This is a genomic window from Streptomyces sp. NBC_01481 (genome assembly GCF_026339995.1).
Taxonomy (GTDB): domain Bacteria; phylum Actinomycetota; class Actinomycetes; order Streptomycetales; family Streptomycetaceae; genus Streptomyces.
In genome coordinates this window covers 116192-134742 of the sequence record NZ_JAPEPT010000003.1, presented here as the reverse complement: position 1 = coordinate 134742, position 18551 = coordinate 116192, and the positions used below count along the sequence as shown (strand labels likewise).

The 18551-nt window shown below is 72.5% G+C and carries 12 protein-coding genes; all 12 read right to left on the bottom strand.

The window, feature by feature from the left end:
* The 12 genes from OOK40_RS17175 to OOK40_RS17120 are packed head-to-tail and all read right to left on the bottom strand — an operon-like array spanning position 1 to position 18504.
* On the bottom strand, positions 1-738 hold the full coding sequence (locus tag OOK40_RS17175; protein WP_266482104.1) for a tyrosine-protein phosphatase: 738 nt from the start codon (positions 736-738) through the stop codon (positions 1-3).
* Positions 735-1238 (bottom strand): CYTH domain-containing protein, encoded by a 504-nt coding sequence (locus tag OOK40_RS17170; RefSeq protein WP_266482101.1) that lies wholly within the window; start codon positions 1236-1238, stop codon positions 735-737. The genes OOK40_RS17175 and OOK40_RS17170 overlap by 4 nt, the downstream gene beginning before the upstream one ends.
* Complete coding sequence (locus OOK40_RS17165) at positions 1235-2788, bottom strand: amino acid adenylation domain-containing protein (RefSeq protein WP_266482099.1); 1554 nt, start codon at positions 2786-2788, stop codon at positions 1235-1237. Before OOK40_RS17165 ends, OOK40_RS17170 begins: the two co-directional genes overlap by 4 nt.
* A gap of 11 nt (positions 2789-2799) precedes the next feature.
* On the bottom strand, positions 2800-4878 hold the full coding sequence (locus OOK40_RS35275; RefSeq protein WP_323136070.1) for an HAD-IIIC family phosphatase: 2079 nt from the start codon (positions 4876-4878) through the stop codon (positions 2800-2802).
* A 2-nt stretch (positions 4879-4880) separates the two neighbouring features.
* A complete protein-coding gene (locus OOK40_RS17155) occupies positions 4881-5867 on the bottom strand; it encodes a 3-oxoacyl-[acyl-carrier-protein] synthase III C-terminal domain-containing protein (protein ID WP_266482095.1) in 987 nt (328 codons plus the stop codon).
* The gene (locus OOK40_RS17150; protein ID WP_266484383.1) at positions 5864-6961 is read right to left on the bottom strand and encodes an acyl-CoA dehydrogenase family protein; all 1098 of its coding nucleotides are present in this window, start codon (positions 6959-6961) and stop codon (positions 5864-5866) included. The genes OOK40_RS17155 and OOK40_RS17150 overlap by 4 nt, the downstream gene beginning before the upstream one ends.
* Before the next feature lie 8 nt (positions 6962-6969).
* The gene (locus tag OOK40_RS17145) at positions 6970-7281 is read right to left on the bottom strand and encodes an acyl carrier protein (RefSeq protein ID WP_266482093.1); all 312 of its coding nucleotides are present in this window, start codon (positions 7279-7281) and stop codon (positions 6970-6972) included.
* A 49-nt stretch (positions 7282-7330) separates the two neighbouring features.
* Complete coding sequence (locus OOK40_RS17140; RefSeq protein WP_266482091.1) at positions 7331-8203, bottom strand: 3-hydroxyacyl-CoA dehydrogenase family protein; 873 nt, start codon at positions 8201-8203, stop codon at positions 7331-7333.
* A complete protein-coding gene (locus tag OOK40_RS17135) occupies positions 8196-11699 on the bottom strand; it encodes a thioester reductase domain-containing protein (protein ID WP_266482087.1) in 3504 nt (1167 codons plus the stop codon). The genes OOK40_RS17140 and OOK40_RS17135 overlap by 8 nt, the downstream gene beginning before the upstream one ends.
* On the bottom strand, positions 11696-12019 hold the full coding sequence (locus OOK40_RS17130) for an acyl carrier protein (protein ID WP_266482084.1): 324 nt from the start codon (positions 12017-12019) through the stop codon (positions 11696-11698). Before OOK40_RS17130 ends, OOK40_RS17135 begins: the two co-directional genes overlap by 4 nt.
* A complete protein-coding gene (locus tag OOK40_RS17125; protein ID WP_266482082.1) occupies positions 12016-16647 on the bottom strand; it encodes a non-ribosomal peptide synthetase in 4632 nt (1543 codons plus the stop codon). The genes OOK40_RS17130 and OOK40_RS17125 overlap by 4 nt, the downstream gene beginning before the upstream one ends.
* Positions 16648-16662: 15 nt before the next feature.
* On the bottom strand, positions 16663-18504 hold the full coding sequence (locus OOK40_RS17120; RefSeq protein WP_266482079.1) for a non-ribosomal peptide synthetase: 1842 nt from the start codon (positions 18502-18504) through the stop codon (positions 16663-16665).
* Between the last annotated feature and the right edge of the window lie 47 nt (positions 18505-18551).

Here is an 18551-nt window from a genome sequence, read left to right as displayed (position 1 = left end):
TCAGGCGTCCCCGCCGGTGAGGAGCCGGGACCGCAGCCGGTCGACCGTGCCGTCCGTGAGCTTGACCCGGTCCTTGAGGTAGCCGTGCACGGATCCGTAGCGGGATTCGAGGTCGGCCAGGACCAGGTCCATGATCTCTGCGGGAGCGCGTCCGTAGCCGGGCCACTTCATGACCCGGTCGGGGTTGGCGGTGTGCCAGTCCGCGAGCAAGCGCTCCGTGGCCAGCTCCGTCAGCTCGAAGTCCGCGAGGACGTCCTTGCGGTCCACGCCGAGCAAGGTGAGGACGAACACCCCGATGAGCCCGGTGCGGTCCTTGCCCGACGTGCAGTGGAAGACGACGGGGCCGGGGGCCTCCGCGATCTGCTCCAGGACCTGCCGGATCTCCTCGGCCCCGTCCTCGGTGACCTCGGCGAACCGGTCGGCGAGGTAGCGCCACGGGTCGACGTCGGGGGAGATCTCCGCCTGGTCGTACGGCTGGTGCTCGATGCTCAGGTTGACGTAGTGGAAGCGCTCGGCCTCGGGTACCCGGCCCTTGGCCTCGATCTCCCAGGGATAGCGCAAGTCGATGACGGTCTGCACGCCGAGCGCCAGGAAGCGCTCCCAGTCGGCCCCCTGCAGCTTGCCGAGCGAGTCGGCCCGGTACAGCGTCTGCCAGGCGACGATCCTGCCGTCGGCCGAGCGGTAGCCGCCCAGGTCACGGAAGTTGTGCAGTCGCTCGAACGCAACGTGCCGGTTCATCGGGTCTCTCCTTGTTCGTCGGGCACCGCTGGTGCCGAAGCCGCGAGTTCACGGTTGCTCCAGGCCGGGCTGCCGGTCACTTCCTCGCCGAACCAGTCGGGCGGCTGGAAGCTCCTGGCCTCCTCCAGACTGCCGAACTCGACCTCGACGACGCGCAATCCGGCCAGGGTCCCGTCGTACTCGTCGACGGTCGCCACGTGGTGTTCCAGGGGAACATTCCAGCGGTACTTGCTCAGGCAGTCGCCGCCGGCCAGTTCCCAGAGCTGCGTGAAGACCGCGTCGTCGATCTCGAACTCGACCTCCTGGCGCACCATGGCACCCGAAGCGGCGTCGAAGGTCTTCACCGTCATGACGCGGGCGTCCCGCCGGGACCTGACCCGGAATTCCACGGGGGCGCCCTGCGGCGACAGATAGGCCTGGCGCAGCTGCTCCCCGGTCGTACCCGGGGGCACCTGCCAGCCGTCCGCCACCGTGAACTTGCGCTCGATCTCCAGACTCATCGCACGGCCACCCGCAACCCGCTGTCGGTGGCGAGCCGCGCCCTGTCGAGCTTCCCCGACGGGGCGAGCGGCATCTCCGAGACCACCACGATCCGGTTGGGCAGCATGTGCGCGGGCAGCCGCTTGCGGCACGCCTCGCGCAGCTGCGCGGTGAGCTGCTCCGTCGCCGTCCGGTCCTGGGCGAGGGCCACATAGGCGACGAGGAGCGACTCACCGCCCGCGGTCTCCTCGGTCAGAACGACCGCGTCGAGGACGTCGGACTCGGCGCGCAGGGCCGCCTCGACCTCGCCGAGTTCGACGCGGAACCCCCGCAGGCTGATCTGCCGGTCGTTGCGGCCTAGGTACTCGTACGTGCCGTCGGACAGCCGCCGGGCGACATCACCCGTGCGGTACCAGGTGCGCGTCTCGTCGTCGCCGGCCAGCTTGAGCCGGGGGAACCGCTCCGCCGTCAGGTCCGGCTGCCCGAAGTATCCGTCGGCGAGCCCCAGGCCCGCGATGTACACCTCGCCCGGCTCGCTCTCGGGCGCCGGCCGCCCTTCCGGAGTCAGCACGGCCATCCGGTGGTGCGCGAGCGGCTCCCCGATCCAGGTGCCGGACCCGTCGGACGCCACCCGGTCCTCGGTGAGCGCGCCGAACGTGGTGTGCACGGTCGTCTCGGTGATCCCGTACATGTTGACCAACGTCTCGGCGCCCGGACGCAGTTGCATCCACCGGCGCACCGACATGGGGTCCAGCTGCTCGCCGCCGAAGACCACGTAGCGCAGGGAGAGCGGGACGGGAGCACGCTCGTACGCCTTCGGCATGTACTTGAAGAAACTCGGGACTGCGTTGAGCACCGTGACCCGTTGCTCGGCGAGGAGTTCGAGGAAGGCCGCGGGACGACGGGCGGTCTCCGGCGGCACGATCACGAGCCGCCCGCCGAACAGCAGACTGCCCCAGATCTCCCATACGGAGAAGTCGAAGCTGTAGCTGAAGTACTGCGTCCACGTGTCGTCGGGACCGAAATCGAACGGGCCGTCCGAGCAGGACCTGAACAGTTCGAGGACCGCGCTCTCGGGGACGGCCACCCCCTTGGGCTGCCCCGTCGACCCCGACGTGTAGATCACGTAGACGGGTGTGCCCTCCGGCCTCGGAAGGGGTTCGGCGGGTGCGGCCGCATCGCTGTCCGAGCGCGCCACCCGGTCGACGCCGACGGGCAGCGCGGCGTTGTCCGGCGCCGAGATCACCGCGCGCACGCCGCTGTTCTGCGCCATGAAGGCGAGCCGGTCCGCCGGGTACGAGGGGTCCAGCGGAACGTAGCCGCAGCCGTGGCCGATGACGCCGAGGATCGCCGCGACGACTTCCCAGCCCCGTTCGAGGCTGATGCCGACCAGGTCCCCGGGCCGTACGCCGTGGAGCGCGAGGGCGGCGCGGTACTCCCGCGCCGCGGTGTCGAGTTCGCGGTATGTGATGTCGAGCGGGCCGTCCGTGATCGCCACGGTGTCGGGGCGCTGGGCGGCCTGCCCGGCGAACACCTCGTAGAGGGAGGTGGCCTGCTTCAGCTCGTGCATGGTTCTCCTGGTCACTCGGCGGACTTCGTCGGCAGGGCGACGAGGGCCGCGTGCAGCCTGTCGTAGCTCTCGTCCAGGTCGCCGGAGACCTCGAACTCCCACAGCGGCAGCCCCGCCAGGAGCTCCCTGAGGTCCTCCTCCACCGCGGCGACGCCTTCGGCGCTCTTCGCGGTGGCGTAGTCCTCGCGGCAGCGGTCGAGGGCCTCTTCGATGTCCAGCTCGCGCGGTGCACCGCCCTCGCCCCTGACCAGGAAGACCAGGCAGGAGGGGCGGGCCCGCGACAGCAGCCGGTCCTCCAGTGCCGCGGGGACGGTGACCCGGCACTTGGCGCCGTTCTCGATCGGGGCGGCAATCGCGTCCTGGAGCGCCGTGCTGCGGGCGATCATCTCGGGGGTCAGGTACAGGGCGCGCGGGTAGCCCCACACCGCACCGCCGGGCTCGTCCATGTTCCTGGCCAGGATGTCCTCGCCCACCAGGCGCGCCCCGCGGTGCAGCGCCCAGTACGTGAACGTCGACTTGCCCACGCCCGCGGCGGCCGTCAGGACGGCGACCCGCCCTTCGGCCTCGATGGCCCCTGCGTGCAGCGGGTAACTGCGCGGGGAGCGGCAGACGAGGTACAGGAAGAGGCGCTCGAGGATCCACCTGCCCCACACGGCGGAGCTCTCCAGGTCGGCCCGGGCCAGGGTGAGTTCACCCGAGGCGCTCGTCGGGTCGAACACGCAGCGGGAGCTGGCCGTGTCGATCACGATGGGGTCGCCCGTCATCACGTCCAGGTTGTGCGGCGGGTTCACGGGTTCGGCAGACGGCCCGTCCTGCACCGAGAAGCCGAGCCGCACGGTGCGGCTGTGGGCCCCGGTCAGGGCGTCATCGGCCACGGCCGGGCCGAAGAAGTCCCGCACCACGCCGCGCGCGGCGACGTCGTACGAGCATTCCACGCGGTAGCCGTAGCACTCGTGCACGGAGTGGATCCGGTCGGCGCCGAGCGTCGGGGCGTTGACCCGCATGGTGGCCGAGACGTCCTGCGCGGTGGGTACGAGATGGAGCCGCTGGATGCCGGTTTCCGCGCCGTCGGCCGCGTCGGATCCGGCCGCCGGGCCGCAGTCCACGCACGGCTGCTGGGTGAACCCGGCGAACCTGTAGGCCACTTCCATGATCCGGTTGCGGTCGGTGGCGCGGAAGTCGGCGGTCAGGTGCACCCCGGCGTGGTGCGCCTGGGCCATGAGCCAGCGCAGGATCGTGGCACCGGTGCCGAAGGAGACCACGCGGCAGGACGTGGCCAGGAGCTTGAGGCGCCAGCTCTCCTTGCCGCGCTCGAGCAGCATTACGCCGACGGCACCGTGGCTGCCGAAGCGGTCGGTCAGGCTCATGACGAGGACGTCGTGGTCCGGGTCGGCGAGCAGAGCCCGCAGGTCGGCGTCCGAGTAGTGCACGCCGGTCGCGTTCATCTGGCTCGTGCGCAGCGTCAGCTCTTCGACCCGGGCCAGATGCTCGTCGCCCGCGTGCTCGATGACCAGGCGCAGGTCGAGGGACTTGAGGAACTCCTCGCTGGATCCGACGTGTTCCTGCTCGGCCTGTTCGCGCTGGAAGCCGGCCTGGTACATCGCACGGCGGTTCGCCGCGTCCTGGGTGACATGGGCGGGGCTGAACTCCGGCAGCCCCGTCAGCTCCGTGGCGCGCTCGGCCTCGTAGGTCCGCACGGCGGGCAGCTCATAGGTCACCTCGGCACGCTCGGTGGGCTGGTCGTCGATGAAGGCGACGACCGACTCGGCGAACTGGAGCCGGCTCGCGATGGTGCGGACGGAGTCCGACTTGCGGCCCCAGCCGATCTGGGGCAGGACGAAGTACTCGGCCATCCCGAGCTTCTCCAGCCGCTCCCAGGCGAGGTCGTGGTCGTTGCGGCTGGCGACGGACTGCAGGATGCCCCGCGCGTCCAGCTCCACCACGGTGCGCCGGATCTCCTCGGGCAGCTCGACCTCTTCGTCTTCGAGGATCGTGCCTCGCCACAGGGTGTTGTCCAGGTCCCAGACCAGACACTTGACCAGAGGCTGGTCGGCTTCGGCCGGCGTCGGCCCGGCTGCGGATTGCGACATGGTCAGATCTCCCAGAGTGTGGCGGCCCAGGCGGCGACCGGGCTGTTGTTCAGGACGAGCACGTGATCGCCGTGCCGCAGTCCGCCCTCGGCGAGCAGCAGTTGGAGGTTGAGCACGACGTCCATCGCCCCCAGGTGGCCGAGCTCCGTGAGATGGCGTCGGCAGACGGGGTGGATGGGTAGACCGAGCAGGGTCTCGTAGAAGTCGAACGCCCCTGCGGTGACGTTCTGCATCAGCGTCGCGGCGACGTCCTGCTTGCCGATCCCCGCGTCGGCGAGCACCTCGTCGACCAGGCGGCCCAGGCGCTGCCGGCTGTGCAGGGCCAGCTCGAACCGGTAGCGGTCCGCCGACTGGCACTCCTCCCGCCACTCGTACCAGGGGGCGGACTTGTAGTCGACGCGGAAGAGGTCGTGGAAGGTGCCGTCGCTCTCCATCCGGTGGGCCCGCAGCACCGGGCGGCCACCGCGCACCATGGTCATGGCGTACGCGCCGTCACCGATCACGGTGACCGGGTAGCGCACCCGGTCGGCCCCCGTGGGACGGCTGGCGTGGGCGATCACCGCGCTGTCGCGGCCCGGGTCCGCTGCGATCAGGTCGCGGGCCAGGGCCCACGCCGCGCTGGACCCGGTGCAGCCGAGGCCGTCCACGGTGAAGGAGAACGCTCCGGTCAGGCCGGCCTCGGCCTGCACTTGGCCGACGTCCGAACCGAGCAGCACGTCCGGGGAGCGGGGGCTGACCAGGATCAGCAAATCCGGGTGGTCGGCGTCCGCCAGGCCGAGGCCGCGCACGGCCTCGGCCGCGAGGCCCGCGGTGGCGCGCCCGTCGAAAACGCCGACGGTCTCCACGCCCGAGCCCCGAGCGAACTCGGCTTCCTCGTGGCCGAGCAGACCCATCTCGGGCAGCTCGGCCACCTTCGTCCGTTCGTCCGGCAGCAGGCAGTGGATGGCACCCAGGCCGATCTCGTCGCCGTACCCGTCGCGCTTCGTCATGCCCACACCGTCATTGCCTCGTCAGCCAGGAGCAGCTGGCTGATCTCGTTGCTTCCTTCGATGATTTCCATCAGCTTGGCGTCCCGGAACGCGCGGGCCACCACGTGCGAGGACGTGGCTCCCGCCGACGCGAGCACCTGCACGGCGCTGGCCGCGCCGCGCGCCGCCTGCCCGGCGGCCACGTGCTTGGCGAGCACTGCCGCCGACGTGTGCTGCGGCCGCTTGGCGTCCCAGTCCGCGCTGGCGCGCTCACACGCGTGGGTCGCGGTGCGCTCACCCACGTGCAGCTCGGCGATATGACGCCGGATCAGCTGGTGCTGCGAGAGCGGGCTGCCGAAGGTCTCCCGCCGGGCACTGTGGCGTACGACCTCGCGCAGGCAGGCCCGCAGCATGCCGACGCAGCCCCAGGCCACGGAGATCCGGCCGTGGGTGAGCGCCGACGTCGCCAGCATGGTCACCGGCATCCCCGCACCGCCGAGCAGGTACTCCGCGGGCAGCCGCACGCCGCTGAGGCGCACTGTGGAGTGCCCGGCCGCGCGGCAGCCGAGCGGGTCGGGGACGCGCTCGATGCTCACTCCGGGGGCGTCGGCCGGGACCACGGCCATGGCGGCCCCGTTGCCGTACCGGCCGAAGACCACGAGCAGGGACGCGTAATGGGCGCCCGTCACCCAGGTCTTCACGCCGTCGACGACGATCGAGTCGCCGTCCCGGGTGATCTCGGTGGCCATCGCGGCCAGGTCGCTGCCGGCCCCCGGCTCGCTGAATGCCACTCCCGCGCTTTCGCCGGACGTGAGGCGCGGCAGGAAGTCCGCCTGCTGCTCGGCCGATCCGAACCGGGACACGGTCCAGGCGGCGATGCCCTGCGACGTCATGATGCTGCGCAGGGAGCTGCACACCTCGCCCGTGGCGACGATCAGCTGCCCGTTGTCGAGACTGCTCAGGCCGAGGCCGCCGAAGTGTTCGGGGACGTCGGCGCAGAGCACGCCCTTGGCGCCGAGCTCACGAATCACCTCGCGCGGCAGTTCGGCGCGGCGGTCCCACTCCTCGGCCATGCCCTCGGCGAGACCGGTGGCGAGGACGGCCGCCTGCTCCATCGCCTCGTTCACGAGCGGGCCCCGTCCCGTATCCCGGACCGCAGCCGCTCGATGAGCGCCACCATGGCCCGCACGCTGCGGAAGTTGTCCATCCGCAGCTCGTCCCCCTGGACCGCCACGCCGTACACCGTCTCCACGTGGACGACCAGTTCGAGGGAGAACAGAGAGGTGATCGCCCCGGAGGCGAACAGGTCGGCGTCGGGGGCCACCGGCACCTTCACTCGGCCCTCCAGGAAGGAGAGCAGCGCGGCCTCGATCTCGGCGGCGGTCGGCTGGGCGGAAGAGGTGGTGGACACGGTGATCAGAGGCCTCTCGGTCATGGGTCCCGAAGGGACGGCGGTGGTCGGGTCAGGGTCCGGACGGGTCGGGTCAGGGTGCGTACGCATAGAAGCCACGCCCCGTCTTGCGTCCGAAGTCACCCGCGGCGACCTTGCTGAGCAGCAGGTCGCACGGCGCGTACCCGGCGTCGCCGGTGCGCTCGTGGAGTACCCGCAGACTGTCGACGACGTTGTCGAGGCCGATCAGGTCCGCGGTGGCGAGCGGACCCGTCGTGTGGCCGAGACAGCCCTGGAACAGGGAGTCGACGTCCTCGTGGGAGGCGATGCCCTCCTCGACGATCCGGGCGGACTCGTTGATCATCCGCTGGAGGATCCGGTTGATCACGAAGCCGGGGCCGTCGCCCACCACGATCGACTCCCGGTCGAGGGCGGTGAGCAGCTTCAGGGCCCGGCCGAGCGCGGCTTCGGAGGTGCGCGGCCCCCTGATCACCTCGACGGTGCGGATCAGGTACGGCGGGTTCATGAAGTGCGCCCCGAGGACGTCGGCCGGGCGGGCGGTGTGCCCGGCGAGCTCGTCGACCGGGATGCCGGAGGTGTTGGTCACCACCGGCGTGCCGGGAGCCACCAGTTCGGACACCTCGCTGAGGACCTTGGCCTTCACCGCCGGCAGTTCCACCACGGCTTCCACGACGACCGTGGCCTCCCTCACCTCGTCGAGGGAGGTGGTGGTCACCAGCCGGGGGTGCGTCGTGCCGCGCGGCAGCTTGCCGAGGAGCTGCCCCTGGCGGATGCGCAGCGGCACCGCTTCGGCGGCCCGTTCCACCGCGGCGGCGTCCACGTCGACGAGGACCACCGGAATGCCGTGGCCGAGGGCGAGCGCGGCGATTCCCACACCCATGACTCCCGCGCCCAGCACGGCGAGCAGATCGGTCTGCTGTCGTTCCGTCACGTCTTCCTCACTCATTTCGATCGGGTCCGGGTGCGCCACGGCTCCCGAGTAGTTCCAGATAGGCCGGGTCCTTGCCGGCGAGGTGCCGCAGCGCCGTGCGCAGCAACTCCCCGGTGGGCTCCGGGCTGTGGCCGCTCTCGGCCAGCCAGGGTCGCCATGCCACGGCTTCGACGGCGCTGTCGCCGCTCTCGTGTCCTGCGAGGTCGTAGAGCGCCATGCTGCTCAGCACCTCGTTGTCCGAGGCACGGGCCCGGTCGACCACCGCGGAGAGCCAGTCGGATCGGCTCAGCGGCTCGGTGGGCAGTCCGCTCTCGCCAAGCAGCGCGAACAGCCGCTGCGCGCTGACACCTTCGGGCGCCACGAGGTGGAAGGCCCGCCCGGCCGCGCCGGGCGTGAACGCGAGGTCGACGACGGCCCGCGACACGAGGTCGACGGGTGCCATCGGCATCGGCCTGTCGTCCAGCGGACGGACCCCCGTGGCGAGGCCGGCGGCCAGCATGCGCCAGAGCATGTCCTTCGGGTTGCAGGCTCCGGTGACGGTCGAGCCCAGGATGAGGCCGGGCCGGAACACGCGTACGCGCATGCCGTCCGTCTCCGCGCGCTCCAGGAGCCGCTCGCAGACCCACTTGCCGACGCCGTAGCCGCCCGCGGCCGGATCGAGCGGCTGCTCCCGCGTCTCCAGGGTCCGGCCGTCGGCCCCCAGCGCGGCTCCTGTCGCCGCCAGCGAGGAGACGAAGTTGAACTCCCGCACGCCGTGACGCCGCGCCCAGCGCAGCAGCCCGAGGGTGGGCACCACGTTGTCGTCGCGCAGTTCGCTGTAGGGCTCGGTGAACACCACCCGGGCGGCGCAGTGCATGACGTGCCCGACACGGCGCATCAGTTCACCGTCGCGGTATTCGTCACAGACCTTTTCGACGTCGCGCAGGTCACCGGTCACCACCCGTACCCGCTCGGGGTCGGGTTCGGGCAGCCCGTACGAGGCCGCGGCTTCCCGCAGACGCCGTTCGCCCTCGGCTTCGCTGTCCGCACGGACCAGGCAGTACACACGGCGCTGCGTCGCGGCGAGGTGCTGGTGCAGGAGGAACGCGCCGAGGAAGCCGGTGGCTCCCGTGAGGAAGACGTCGGTGCCCGGGGCGGTGGCGGATGACGCCTCTCCCAACGACAGCCCGAGATCGGCGTCGACGAGTGCGCCCTCGCCGTCCGCGATCTCGCCGTCGGCGTTCTCCCCGTCGGCAGGCGTCGCGTCCTTGGCCTTCAGCCCGGCGCGCACGGTGGCCGCGAGCTTGCGCACAGTGGCCCGGCTCCCTCCGACGCGGTGCAGGTTGACCAGGACGCCGAGCCGCGCGTGGACCTCCAGCCCCATCTTCACCGACAGCAGGGAGGTCCCGCCGAGCGCGCCGAACTCGTCGTCGAGGCCGATGTCCGGGGTGCCGAACAGCTCGGCCCAGATGCCGAGGAGCGTCTCCTCCGTCACGTCGGCGCCCGCCGGACGGCCTTCGGCCGCCGGTCCGCCGGTGCCTGCCGGAGTGGCGGGGGCGGAGACGGCCCGTACGTCGATGCGGTCGAGGGCCCAGTAGCGGCGCCGCTCGTACGGATAGGTGGGCAGGGCGAGCCGCCGTCCGCGGGCGCCCCGCGCGAGGTACGCCCAGTCGACCTCGGCGCCGTGGAGCCACGCCGTGGTGACGGCCTCGTCCAGGGCGTCCGGCTCCGGCACGCCCTGCGGGCCGAGCACGAGCAGGTGGGCGCCGACCGGGGCGGCATCGGCCGACAGCCACAGGAGGCGGGTGTGCGGCGCCGGATCAGCGGGGGCCTCCGTGACCACGTCGGCCCGGCCGTTGAACGCCTTCACCAAGTGGTCGAGGAGCGGCTTGGCCGGTACGGCCTCCCCGTGCTCCGGCGCGACCAGGACGACCTTGCCGGGCGTGGCCCGCACGGTCCGCGCATGCGGCGGACGCGGCAGCCGCAGGGCGGCGGCGAGCCGGTCCGGGGCCGCCGTCACGACCCGGCGCTCGGCGAAGGAGCGGCGGCCGACCCGCAGGGTGTGGGCCACGTCGCCCGCTGGGGCACCGGCGTCCAGGCTGTCGGCCAGCAGGCGTGACAGCGCGTCCAGTTCGGTGCGCGTGCGCGCAGAGAGGACGAGGCGCGTCCGGTCGGCGGGCTCGGCCGCGGGGCGGGTGGGGGCGGGGGGCGGGGCGAGCACCACGGCGGCGTTGCTGCCGCCGAGGCCCATCGAGTTCACCAGGACGTGCCAGCCGTCGCCGTCGTCGATGGGCCACGGTTCCTTCGGGATTCGGAAGGGGCTGTCGGCGAGGACGCCCGGGTCACGGGGGTGCTCGAAGGACGGGTGCGGCGGCACGACACCGGTGTACGCGACCTGTACGGCCTTGATGAATCCGGCGATTCCCGCGGCCCAGCCGGCGTGCCCGATGTTGGCCTTCACCGAGCCGAGGGCGCACCCGCCGGGGCTCGGCTGCAGCGTCCCCGCGCTCTCGGCGGCGGTCCGGAACCCCTCGGTGAGACCACGGAGTTCGAGGCTGTCGCCCAGCTGGGTGCCGGAGCCGTGTGCTTCGACGTACCGCACGGTGTGCGGCGCCGTGTCCGCCACCGCGAGCGCCCCGGCGACGACCCCGGCGAGCCCCGTGGAGCTGGGCGCTGTGAAGCCGGAGCGCTGGGACCCGTCGTTGCCGACCGCGCTGCCGCGCACCACGGCGAGCACGGGGTCGCCGTCGGCGAGCGCGTCGTCGAGGCGGCGGAGCACCACGGCTCCCGCGCCCGCGCCTGCAGCGGTGCCGGTGGAGCGGGCGTCGAACGGGCGGCAGTGCCCGTCCTCGGACATCACCCCGCCGGGCTGGTAGTTGTAGCCGACCAGCGGGTCGCTGACGGCCGCACTGCCGACGACGGCCAGGTCGCATTCGCCGGACAGCAGGCTCAGGACGGCGTAGTGCACTCCGGTGAGGGAGGACGAACACGCCGTCTGGACGCCGACCGAGGGGCCGCGCAGGCCCAGTTTGTACGCGACGCGCGAGGCCAGGAAGTCCGGTGCCCCGCCGAGGGTGAGGTCCAGGTCGTCGACCGCGGCGGCGAGGCCGCCCTCACGCAGCTTGGCCGCCTGCAGGGCCACGGTGTAGGGGCTCGGGCCGCCGCTGGCGAAGACGCCGACGACCGGTCCCGTACCGGACTCGGCGGGTGCGTGCCCGGCGGACTCCAGGGCCTCCCAGCAGACTTCGAGGAAGAGCCGCTGGCCGGGGTCGATGCTTTCGGCCTCGGCCGGGGAGTAGCCGAAGAACTCGGCGGCGAACAGTTCCACGTCGGGGACCGTGGCGGCTACCCCGACGAAGTTCGGGTCGTTCAGCTCCGCCTCGGACAGGCCGGTGGCCCGCAGTCTCTCGTCGGACTGGGCACGCGTGGAAACGACCCCCGACATCAGGTTGTTCCAGTACGCCCCCGTGTCGGGGCCGTCGGGGAAGCGGCAGCCCAGGCCGACCACCGCGATGTCCGTCGTATGGCTCATGCCCGGTCCTCCACGGTCTCGGAGCGGTTGCGGCCGAGCAGCTGGGACCGGGCGCGCGCGCCCAGGCCCGCGTCGACCGCGGCACCGGCAGCGGCATCGGGGCCGGCGGCGAGCAGGCCGGCCTGTGCACGGATGGTGGGATGGTCGAAGAGGTCTTCAAGGGCGATCTCGCGAATCGCGAGTTCCTCCAAGTGCTCCTGGAGCACCATGACGAGCAGCGAATGGCCGCCCGCGTCGAAGAAGTTGACGTCGGTGTCCTGGATCTCGGTGCCCAGCACCGTGCTCCAGATCCGTCGTATGTCCTCCGTCGGGTCCGTCACGGCTGTATTTCTCCAGTCTCCGGACCCTGGTCGGGCCGGTCGGCGTGCGCGCCCTGGGGCGCCGGGGTCAAATCGTTCAGGACTCGGGAGTCCGGATGCGTGGCCAGCAGGTCAGCGGCGCGCGCTACGTCACTCAGCAGAGCGTCGACGGTCGTGCGGTCGAACAGGGCCGTCGAATAGGACAGTTCGAGCTCGATGCGGTCGTCGGTGTCCCGCAGCATCAGTTCCAGCTCGTACTTGATGCGCAGTCCGGGCGGCGGCGCCTGCCGGGCCCGTACCGCAGGCCCGAGGTCGGGCACGGCGGGCGGACCCGACGCGGCGGTCACGAGGACCGGGGTGACGGGCGGGCGGCCGAGGCCGCGGCCGGGGTCGAGGCCGGCGACGAGCTCCTCGAAGGGGACGTCTGCGTACTGGTAGCTCGTCAGGCTCTCCTTCCGTACGGAGGAGAGGAGTTGGCGCCAGGTGGGGTCGTCCCTCAGGTCGATCCGCAACACCAGCGTCCTGATCAGCACGGCCACCGCCTCGGTTCCCGCGACGCTCTCGCGCCCGGCCCAGGGGAAGGCGAACAGGAAGTCGCGCTGGCCGCCGGGCCGCGCGAGCGCCGCGGCCAGCAGGGCGGGGGCCGCCATCGAAGTGGTGACGCCTGCGCCGGCGAGGACCGCGCGCAGCCGGGCACTGGTGGCCCCGGACAGCCGAACGGCGCAGCTGTCCGCCGCGGTGTCCTGCACGGACGGGCGCTCGCGGTCGCGCGGGAGCGCGATGTCGGTGGGCGCTCCGCGCAGCCGTTCCAGCAACACCTCGGTGCGGGCCGCGCGTTGGTCGGCGCCGAGTGCGGCCCAGCCGTCGGGCAGCGCGCCGGGGTGGACCGCCGGGGGCAGGTCGGGCCGGACACCGGCCACGACCGCCTGGTACGCCTCCCCCAGCTGCCGCATCAGAAGCTGCTGGGCCCAGCCGTCGGCGACGATGTGGTGGCACACCAGGACCAGCACGGTCCGGTCGCCGACCGCGGCGATCTCCGCCCGGGCCGGAGCCTCCTCGGCGAGGTCGAACGGCGTCCAGCACAGCTCCTTCAGGTGCTCCGCGAACCGCTCGCCGCCGAGCCCGGTCCAGTCGCTCACGCCGACCTCGGGGGCGGTGCCGTCGGTCGTGTAGAAGACCTGCCTGCTGTCGCGGTCCAGGGCGAACCTGGAGCGCAGCGCCGGGTGGTGTCCGAGGACGTGGGTCAGGGCCTGGGCCAGGGCCTGGCGGTCGACCGGGCCGGTGAACTCCACGACGGTGGGCGCCAGGTAGGCGGTGCGCTGGCTGGCGAGCCGGTCCAGGAACAGCATGCGCTGCTGGATCGGAGTCGCCGGGTGACGGCCGTCCTGCGGCGTCGGTGCCGCACCGTGCCGCGGCCCGCCGGGTGCGGTCTCCCGCAGCCGGGCGAGGCCGTCCACGGTCGGCTGTGCGAGGAAGGCCCCCAGCGCCGGCGCGGCGCCGTCCTCGCGCTCGATGGCGGCCAGCATGCGCACGGCCAGCAGCGAGTGCCCGCCCAGGGCGAAGAAGTCGTCGTCGGGGGCGAGCGAACCCGCACGGAGCGCCTCCGCGGAGGCACCGAGCCGGCCGTCGGCTCCCAACGCGGACAGGAACTGCTCGCTCGCCCACCGCTGTGCCGGGTCCAGCTCGGCCGCCCGGCGCTCGGCCCGGAGCAGCGGGACGCGACGCAGCGCGCGCAGCGCCCGGAAGTCGATCTTGTCGTTCGGGGTCATGGGCAGTGCGTCCACCGCATGGACCGCGCCGGGCAGGACCGCCGCGGGCAGCCAGCGCAGCAGCGGCCCGACCAGTTCGTCATGGGTCGGCGCCGCGCCGGTGTCGGCGAGCACGACGTACGCGATCAGGCGCTCGGGGTCGTCCTCGTCGACGGTGACCGCGGCGGACAGCACCGCATCGTGCTGCTCCTCGAGGAGTGCGGCGACCTCGGCGGGTTCGATCCGGTTGCCGAGGATCTTGACCTGGTCGTCGGCGCGGCCGAGGTACTCGATCAGACCGTCGCCGCGGACCACGACGCGGTCCCCGGTCCGGTACATCCGGGCGTCCGGCTCATCAGCCGGGGCGAACGGGTCCGCGAGGAAGGCCGCGGCGGTGAGGTCGGGGCGGCCGAGATAGCCCCGGGACACGCCGTCCCCCGCGAGGTAGAGCTCGCCGGGCACGCCGGGCGGCAGCTCCTCCCCGGCGGGCCCGAGCACATAGGCCCGGGTGTTCCACACGGGTGAGCCGATCGGCGGCGCCTGCGGGTCGTCCGGGTCGACCGACGCCGACAGGCTGGTGCACGAGACCTCGGAGGGCCCGTAGACGTTGCGCAGGGACACCTGCCAGCGCTGTGCGCACTCCGCGGCGAGGGCACGGGTGAGCTTCTCGCCGCCGAGGTGGATCAGCCGCAGCGAGGTCCCGGCGGGCCCGACGCCTGCGGTGTCTGCCGTGTCTTCGGCGTCCAGCGCGGCGCGCAACAGGCCGGGCGTCATGGACACCACGGTGCTGGTGCGCAGGAGGCGGAGCAGGGCCCGGCCGTCCTTGCGCTCGACGTCGTCGGCGTAGACCAGTTCCGCGCCCGAGGCAAGCGCGCGGAAGGTCTCGAAGGTCGCCGGGTCGAACGAGGTGCCCACGACGCACAGCAGCCTGTCGTCCGGCCCCAGCCCGGCGTCATCGGCCCACCACAGCACGGTGTTGGCGAGTCCGCGGTGCGGCACGGGGACGCTCTTGGGCCGGCCCGTGGTGCCCGAGGTGTAGATGACCACGGCGGTGTCGTCCCCGGTGAGCGCGGGAGACCGTCGTTCGCCCTGGGAGCCGTGCCGGAGAGCCGCCACATCGATCACGCGTACGTCGGTGTTCACCCGCCGGAGCGCCGCGGCCCCTGCCTCGTCGGCGAGGACGACCCGGGCGTCCAGGTCGCCGAGTACGTGCTCCAGGCGCTCGACGGGTGTGTCCAGGTTCAGCGGGACGTAGGCGCTGCCCGCACGCAGGGTGCCGAGCCAGCCCGCCACCAGGGCGGGGCCGCGCGCGGCGAGCACGGGGACGACGCCGCCGATGCCGCCTGCGCCTTCGGAGCCGAGGCTCGCGGCAACCGACCAGGACCAGTCGTCGAGCTCGCCCCTGCTGAGCCGGGTGTCGCCCACACGGACGGCGGTGGCGTGCGGGTCGTCGGCCAGCCGGGAGGCGATCACGTCGAGCAGCGTCCGGTCGGCGGGCGGTTCGTTTCTGCTCAGGTCCTTGCGGGGTCCGGCCAGGATGCCCGGGATGGCGGCGCCCGGGGCCCTGCTGGACAGCGGGAGCGCGGCGAGCGCGGTCTCCGGGGCGCGCACGGCCGCGGCGAGGAGTGCGAGATAGGCGTCCCGGAAGCGCTCGGCCGTCTCTTCGGAACAGAGCGCGAGGTCGTACTCGATGGTGCCGACGACCCCATCGGCACGCTGCTCGATCAGGAGCAGCAGGTCGTACCGGGCAGTGCCGGTGGGCAGGAGTTCCGGCTGCTCCCAGCGGTGGTGGCCCGACTCGCGGGGGGCCGGCATGTTCTGCAGGCCGAAGGCGACCTCCACCAGCGGGCCCCGGCCGGATCCCCGCTTGGCGGCGGTCAGTGCCGTGAGCCGGTCGAAGGGGATGTCCTGGTGGGCCAGGGACCGGAAGGACTCCGTACGCGACCGCAGGCACAGCTCTTCGAACGTGATGTCGGGTGCAGGACTGCACCGGAGCGGAACCATGTTGACGAAGCAGCCGACCACGCCCTCCAGGACGGGCTTCGGGCGGTTCGCCATGACGGTGCCGACGACGAAGTCCGCCGCCCCCGACCAGCGGCGCAGCACCTCCTGGAAAGCGGCGAAGAGCACGACGAAGGGCGTGGCCCGCAGCCGGGTGGCCACCAGGCCGGTCTCCTCCCACAGGTCCGCGGGCACGGAGAACGTCAGATGACCGCCCGTGCGGACGTCGTCGGTGTGCGCGCCTCGGCCGGGGAACAGCGGCGAGTCGGCCGCCTCGGCCAGCTCGTCGGCCCGTCGCGCGGCCCGGCCCTCCACGTCGCGCTGCTGCCAGGACTCACTCTCCCACGCGGCGAAGTCGGCGTACTGGAGCGCCGGTTCGCCGGACGCGACGAGGCCCCGGGAGGGGGCCGCGTCGTACGCCTCGCGCAGGTCGTCGAAGAACGTCGCCAGGGACCAGCCGTCGAAGGCGATGTGATGCGCCGTCAGCAGCAGGGTGTCGCCCTCGGGCGCCCCCTGCCACAGGTGGCACCGCAGCAGGGGTCCGCTCTCCAGGTCGAAGGGGACCCGTGCAACGGCGTCAAGCTCGTCCGGACCCGGCCGCGCGTCGAGCGCACTCACCGTGACGTCGACGGCACGGGGCGGGCCCACGACCTGCACGGGCCGGCCGTCGTGCGACGAGTACGTGGTGCGCAGCGCCTCATGACGAGTTGTCAGGTGTTGTAAGGCCCGGCGCAGGGCGGGCAGGTCCACCGTTTCGCTCCAGCGGAGCAGCAGTGGCACGTTGTAGGCGGCAGTGCCGGGATGAGCCTGCTCGATGAACCACAGGCTCTGCTGCACCGCGGAAAGGGGCGCCTCGGCCGCGCCGCGTCGGCCGAGGACCGGGTTGTTCTGATCAGTCATTTTCGTCCCCATCCGTCAGCCGCGACCGGACATCGAGCGCCGCACCACGTCGATCAGTTCGGTCAAGTCGGCCGCCAGCAGGACGTCCGCAGGGCCGAGGTCGACCGACGCGGCCTCGCTGATGCGCGACGACAGCTGGATCGCGAGGATGGAGTTGCCACCGGACGCGATGAAGTTGTCGTCGACGCGGGCGTCGGGCACGTCGAGGACCTCGCACCACAGGCGCAGGACGTCGCGGGGCACGGTGTCCGCCTCGGGGAGTCCGTCATCGGCGGAACCGGCGGGTGCCGGCTGCGGCGTTCCCGCCTCGGCACCGGCCGCCAGCAGTGCGGCACGGTCCACCTTGCCGGTGGAGCCGAGCGGCAGCCGGTCCAGAACGCTCCACCGGGCCGGAAGCATGTAGTCGGGCAGCACCTCGGCGAGAGCGGCCTGCAACTTGCCTACGACAGCGGCGTGTTCGAGGCCGTCGTGGCCCGCCGGCACCACGAAGCCGACGAGCGCGGCCGAGGCCCCTTCGGCGATCTTCTCGACCACCGCGGTCTCGACGAGTCCCGTGGCGACGGCTGCCCGCTCGATCTCCTCCAGCTCGACGCGGAAGCCCCGCACCTTCACCTGCCGGTCGAGGCGCCCGAAAATCTCCAGTCGGCCGTCCCGGCCCCTGCTCACCACGTCGCCCGTGCGGTACAGCGTGCCCAGGTCCTCGGAACCGGGAACGGTGACGAACCGTTCGGCCGTGAGGTCGGGGCGGCCTTCATATCCGAGCGCGACGCCCGGTCCGCCGATGCACAGTTCGCCGCGCTCTCCGTCCGGGACGGGGAGCAGGTCGGGTCCGAGCACGTGGAGCGTGGTGTGCTGGATGGCGTGGCCGATCGGCACCCGGTCCGTGTGGTCGAGGCGCTCGGGCGTGAGGTCGTAGTACGTGGCGAAGGTGGTGGCCTCCGTCGGTCCGTACACGTTGACCAGACGCTTCGGCGGTCCGGCCGCGAGCACGCGGCTCGCGGCCTCGGGCGTGAGGGCTTCGCCGCCCACGAGCAGGGTGTCCAGGACGCCCAGGGCGGCCGGACGCTCATGGGCGATCATGTGGAACAGCGCCGTGGTCAGGAACAGTGCGTCGACCCGCTCGGTGCGCAGCAGTTCCAGCCAGCCGTCGAGGCCGGCGGCGACCACGGGCGGCAGGACCACGACGGTGGCTCGGGCGGACAGGGTCGCCCAGATCTCGAACGTGGTGGCGTCGAAACTCGGGTTGGCGGCGTTGCCCACGCGGGTGCCCGGCCCGAGGGTGCAGTACGTCGGGTCGTCGACGAGGCGGCGCACCGCACGGTGGGGCACGACGACGGCCTTGGGCAGGCCGCTCGTTCCGGAGGTGAAGTTCACGTACAGCGCGTCGTCAAGACCGCTCGCGTGACTCGTGCCCAGGGGGTCGCCCGCGCACTCACGGACCACCTCGATCACGGGCAGTCCCGGAGCCAGCGCCTGCACACGGGCGACGTCGCCGGGTGCGCCGATGATGGCGCGCGCCGCGGTGTCGGTCAGCTGTGCGGCGGAGCGGCGCGCCGGCGCGCCGTTGTCCAGTGGTACGTAGCGTGCTCCCGCGCGGGCCACGGCGAGCATGGCCACCACGAGGTCCGCACTGCGGTCCAGGGCGATCCCGCAGGCGTCGCCGGGGCCGACGCCCGCGGCGGTCAGCCGCGCGGCGACGGAACCGGCCAGGTTCCACAGGTCGCGGTAGGTGAGGCGATGTCCGGTGGTCGCCTCGTGCACGGCGAGCGCGTCGGGGTGGTGCTGCGCGTGCTGTCCGATGGGGTGGTGAACTCCGGCCACATTGTCGGCCCGGGAGTAGGCATTCTGGGTGTCCATGACGAGTGGCGTCTCTTGAGAGGTCGGATACGGGCGAAGGTCCGGCG

Excerpts from the sequence above, each read along its gene's own strand:
- OOK40_RS17170 (WP_266482101.1), bottom strand. The coding sequence starts at position 1,238 with ATGAGTCTGGAGATCGAGCGCAAGTTCACGGTGGCGGACGGCTGGCAG.
- OOK40_RS17175 (WP_266482104.1), bottom strand. The coding sequence starts at position 738 with ATGAACCGGCACGTTGCGTTCGAGCGACTGCACAACTTCCGTGACCTG.
- OOK40_RS17145 (WP_266482093.1), bottom strand. The coding sequence starts at position 7,281 with ATGACCGAGAGGCCTCTGATCACCGTGTCCACCACCTCTTCCGCCCAG.
- OOK40_RS17120 (WP_266482079.1), bottom strand. The coding sequence starts at position 18,504 with ATGGACACCCAGAATGCCTACTCCCGGGCCGACAATGTGGCCGGAGTT.
- OOK40_RS17155 (WP_266482095.1), bottom strand. The coding sequence starts at position 5,867 with ATGACGAAGCGCGACGGGTACGGCGACGAGATCGGCCTGGGTGCCATC.
- OOK40_RS17165 (WP_266482099.1), bottom strand. The coding sequence starts at position 2,788 with ATGCACGAGCTGAAGCAGGCCACCTCCCTCTACGAGGTGTTCGCCGGG.
- OOK40_RS35275 (WP_323136070.1), bottom strand. The coding sequence starts at position 4,878 with ATGTCGCAATCCGCAGCCGGGCCGACGCCGGCCGAAGCCGACCAGCCT.
- OOK40_RS17140 (WP_266482091.1), bottom strand. The coding sequence starts at position 8,203 with ATGAGTGAGGAAGACGTGACGGAACGACAGCAGACCGATCTGCTCGCC.
- OOK40_RS17125 (WP_266482082.1), bottom strand. The coding sequence starts at position 16,647 with ATGACTGATCAGAACAACCCGGTCCTCGGCCGACGCGGCGCGGCCGAG.
- OOK40_RS17150 (WP_266484383.1), bottom strand. The coding sequence starts at position 6,961 with ATGGAGCAGGCGGCCGTCCTCGCCACCGGTCTCGCCGAGGGCATGGCC.
- OOK40_RS17135 (WP_266482087.1), bottom strand. The coding sequence starts at position 11,699 with ATGAGCCATACGACGGACATCGCGGTGGTCGGCCTGGGCTGCCGCTTC.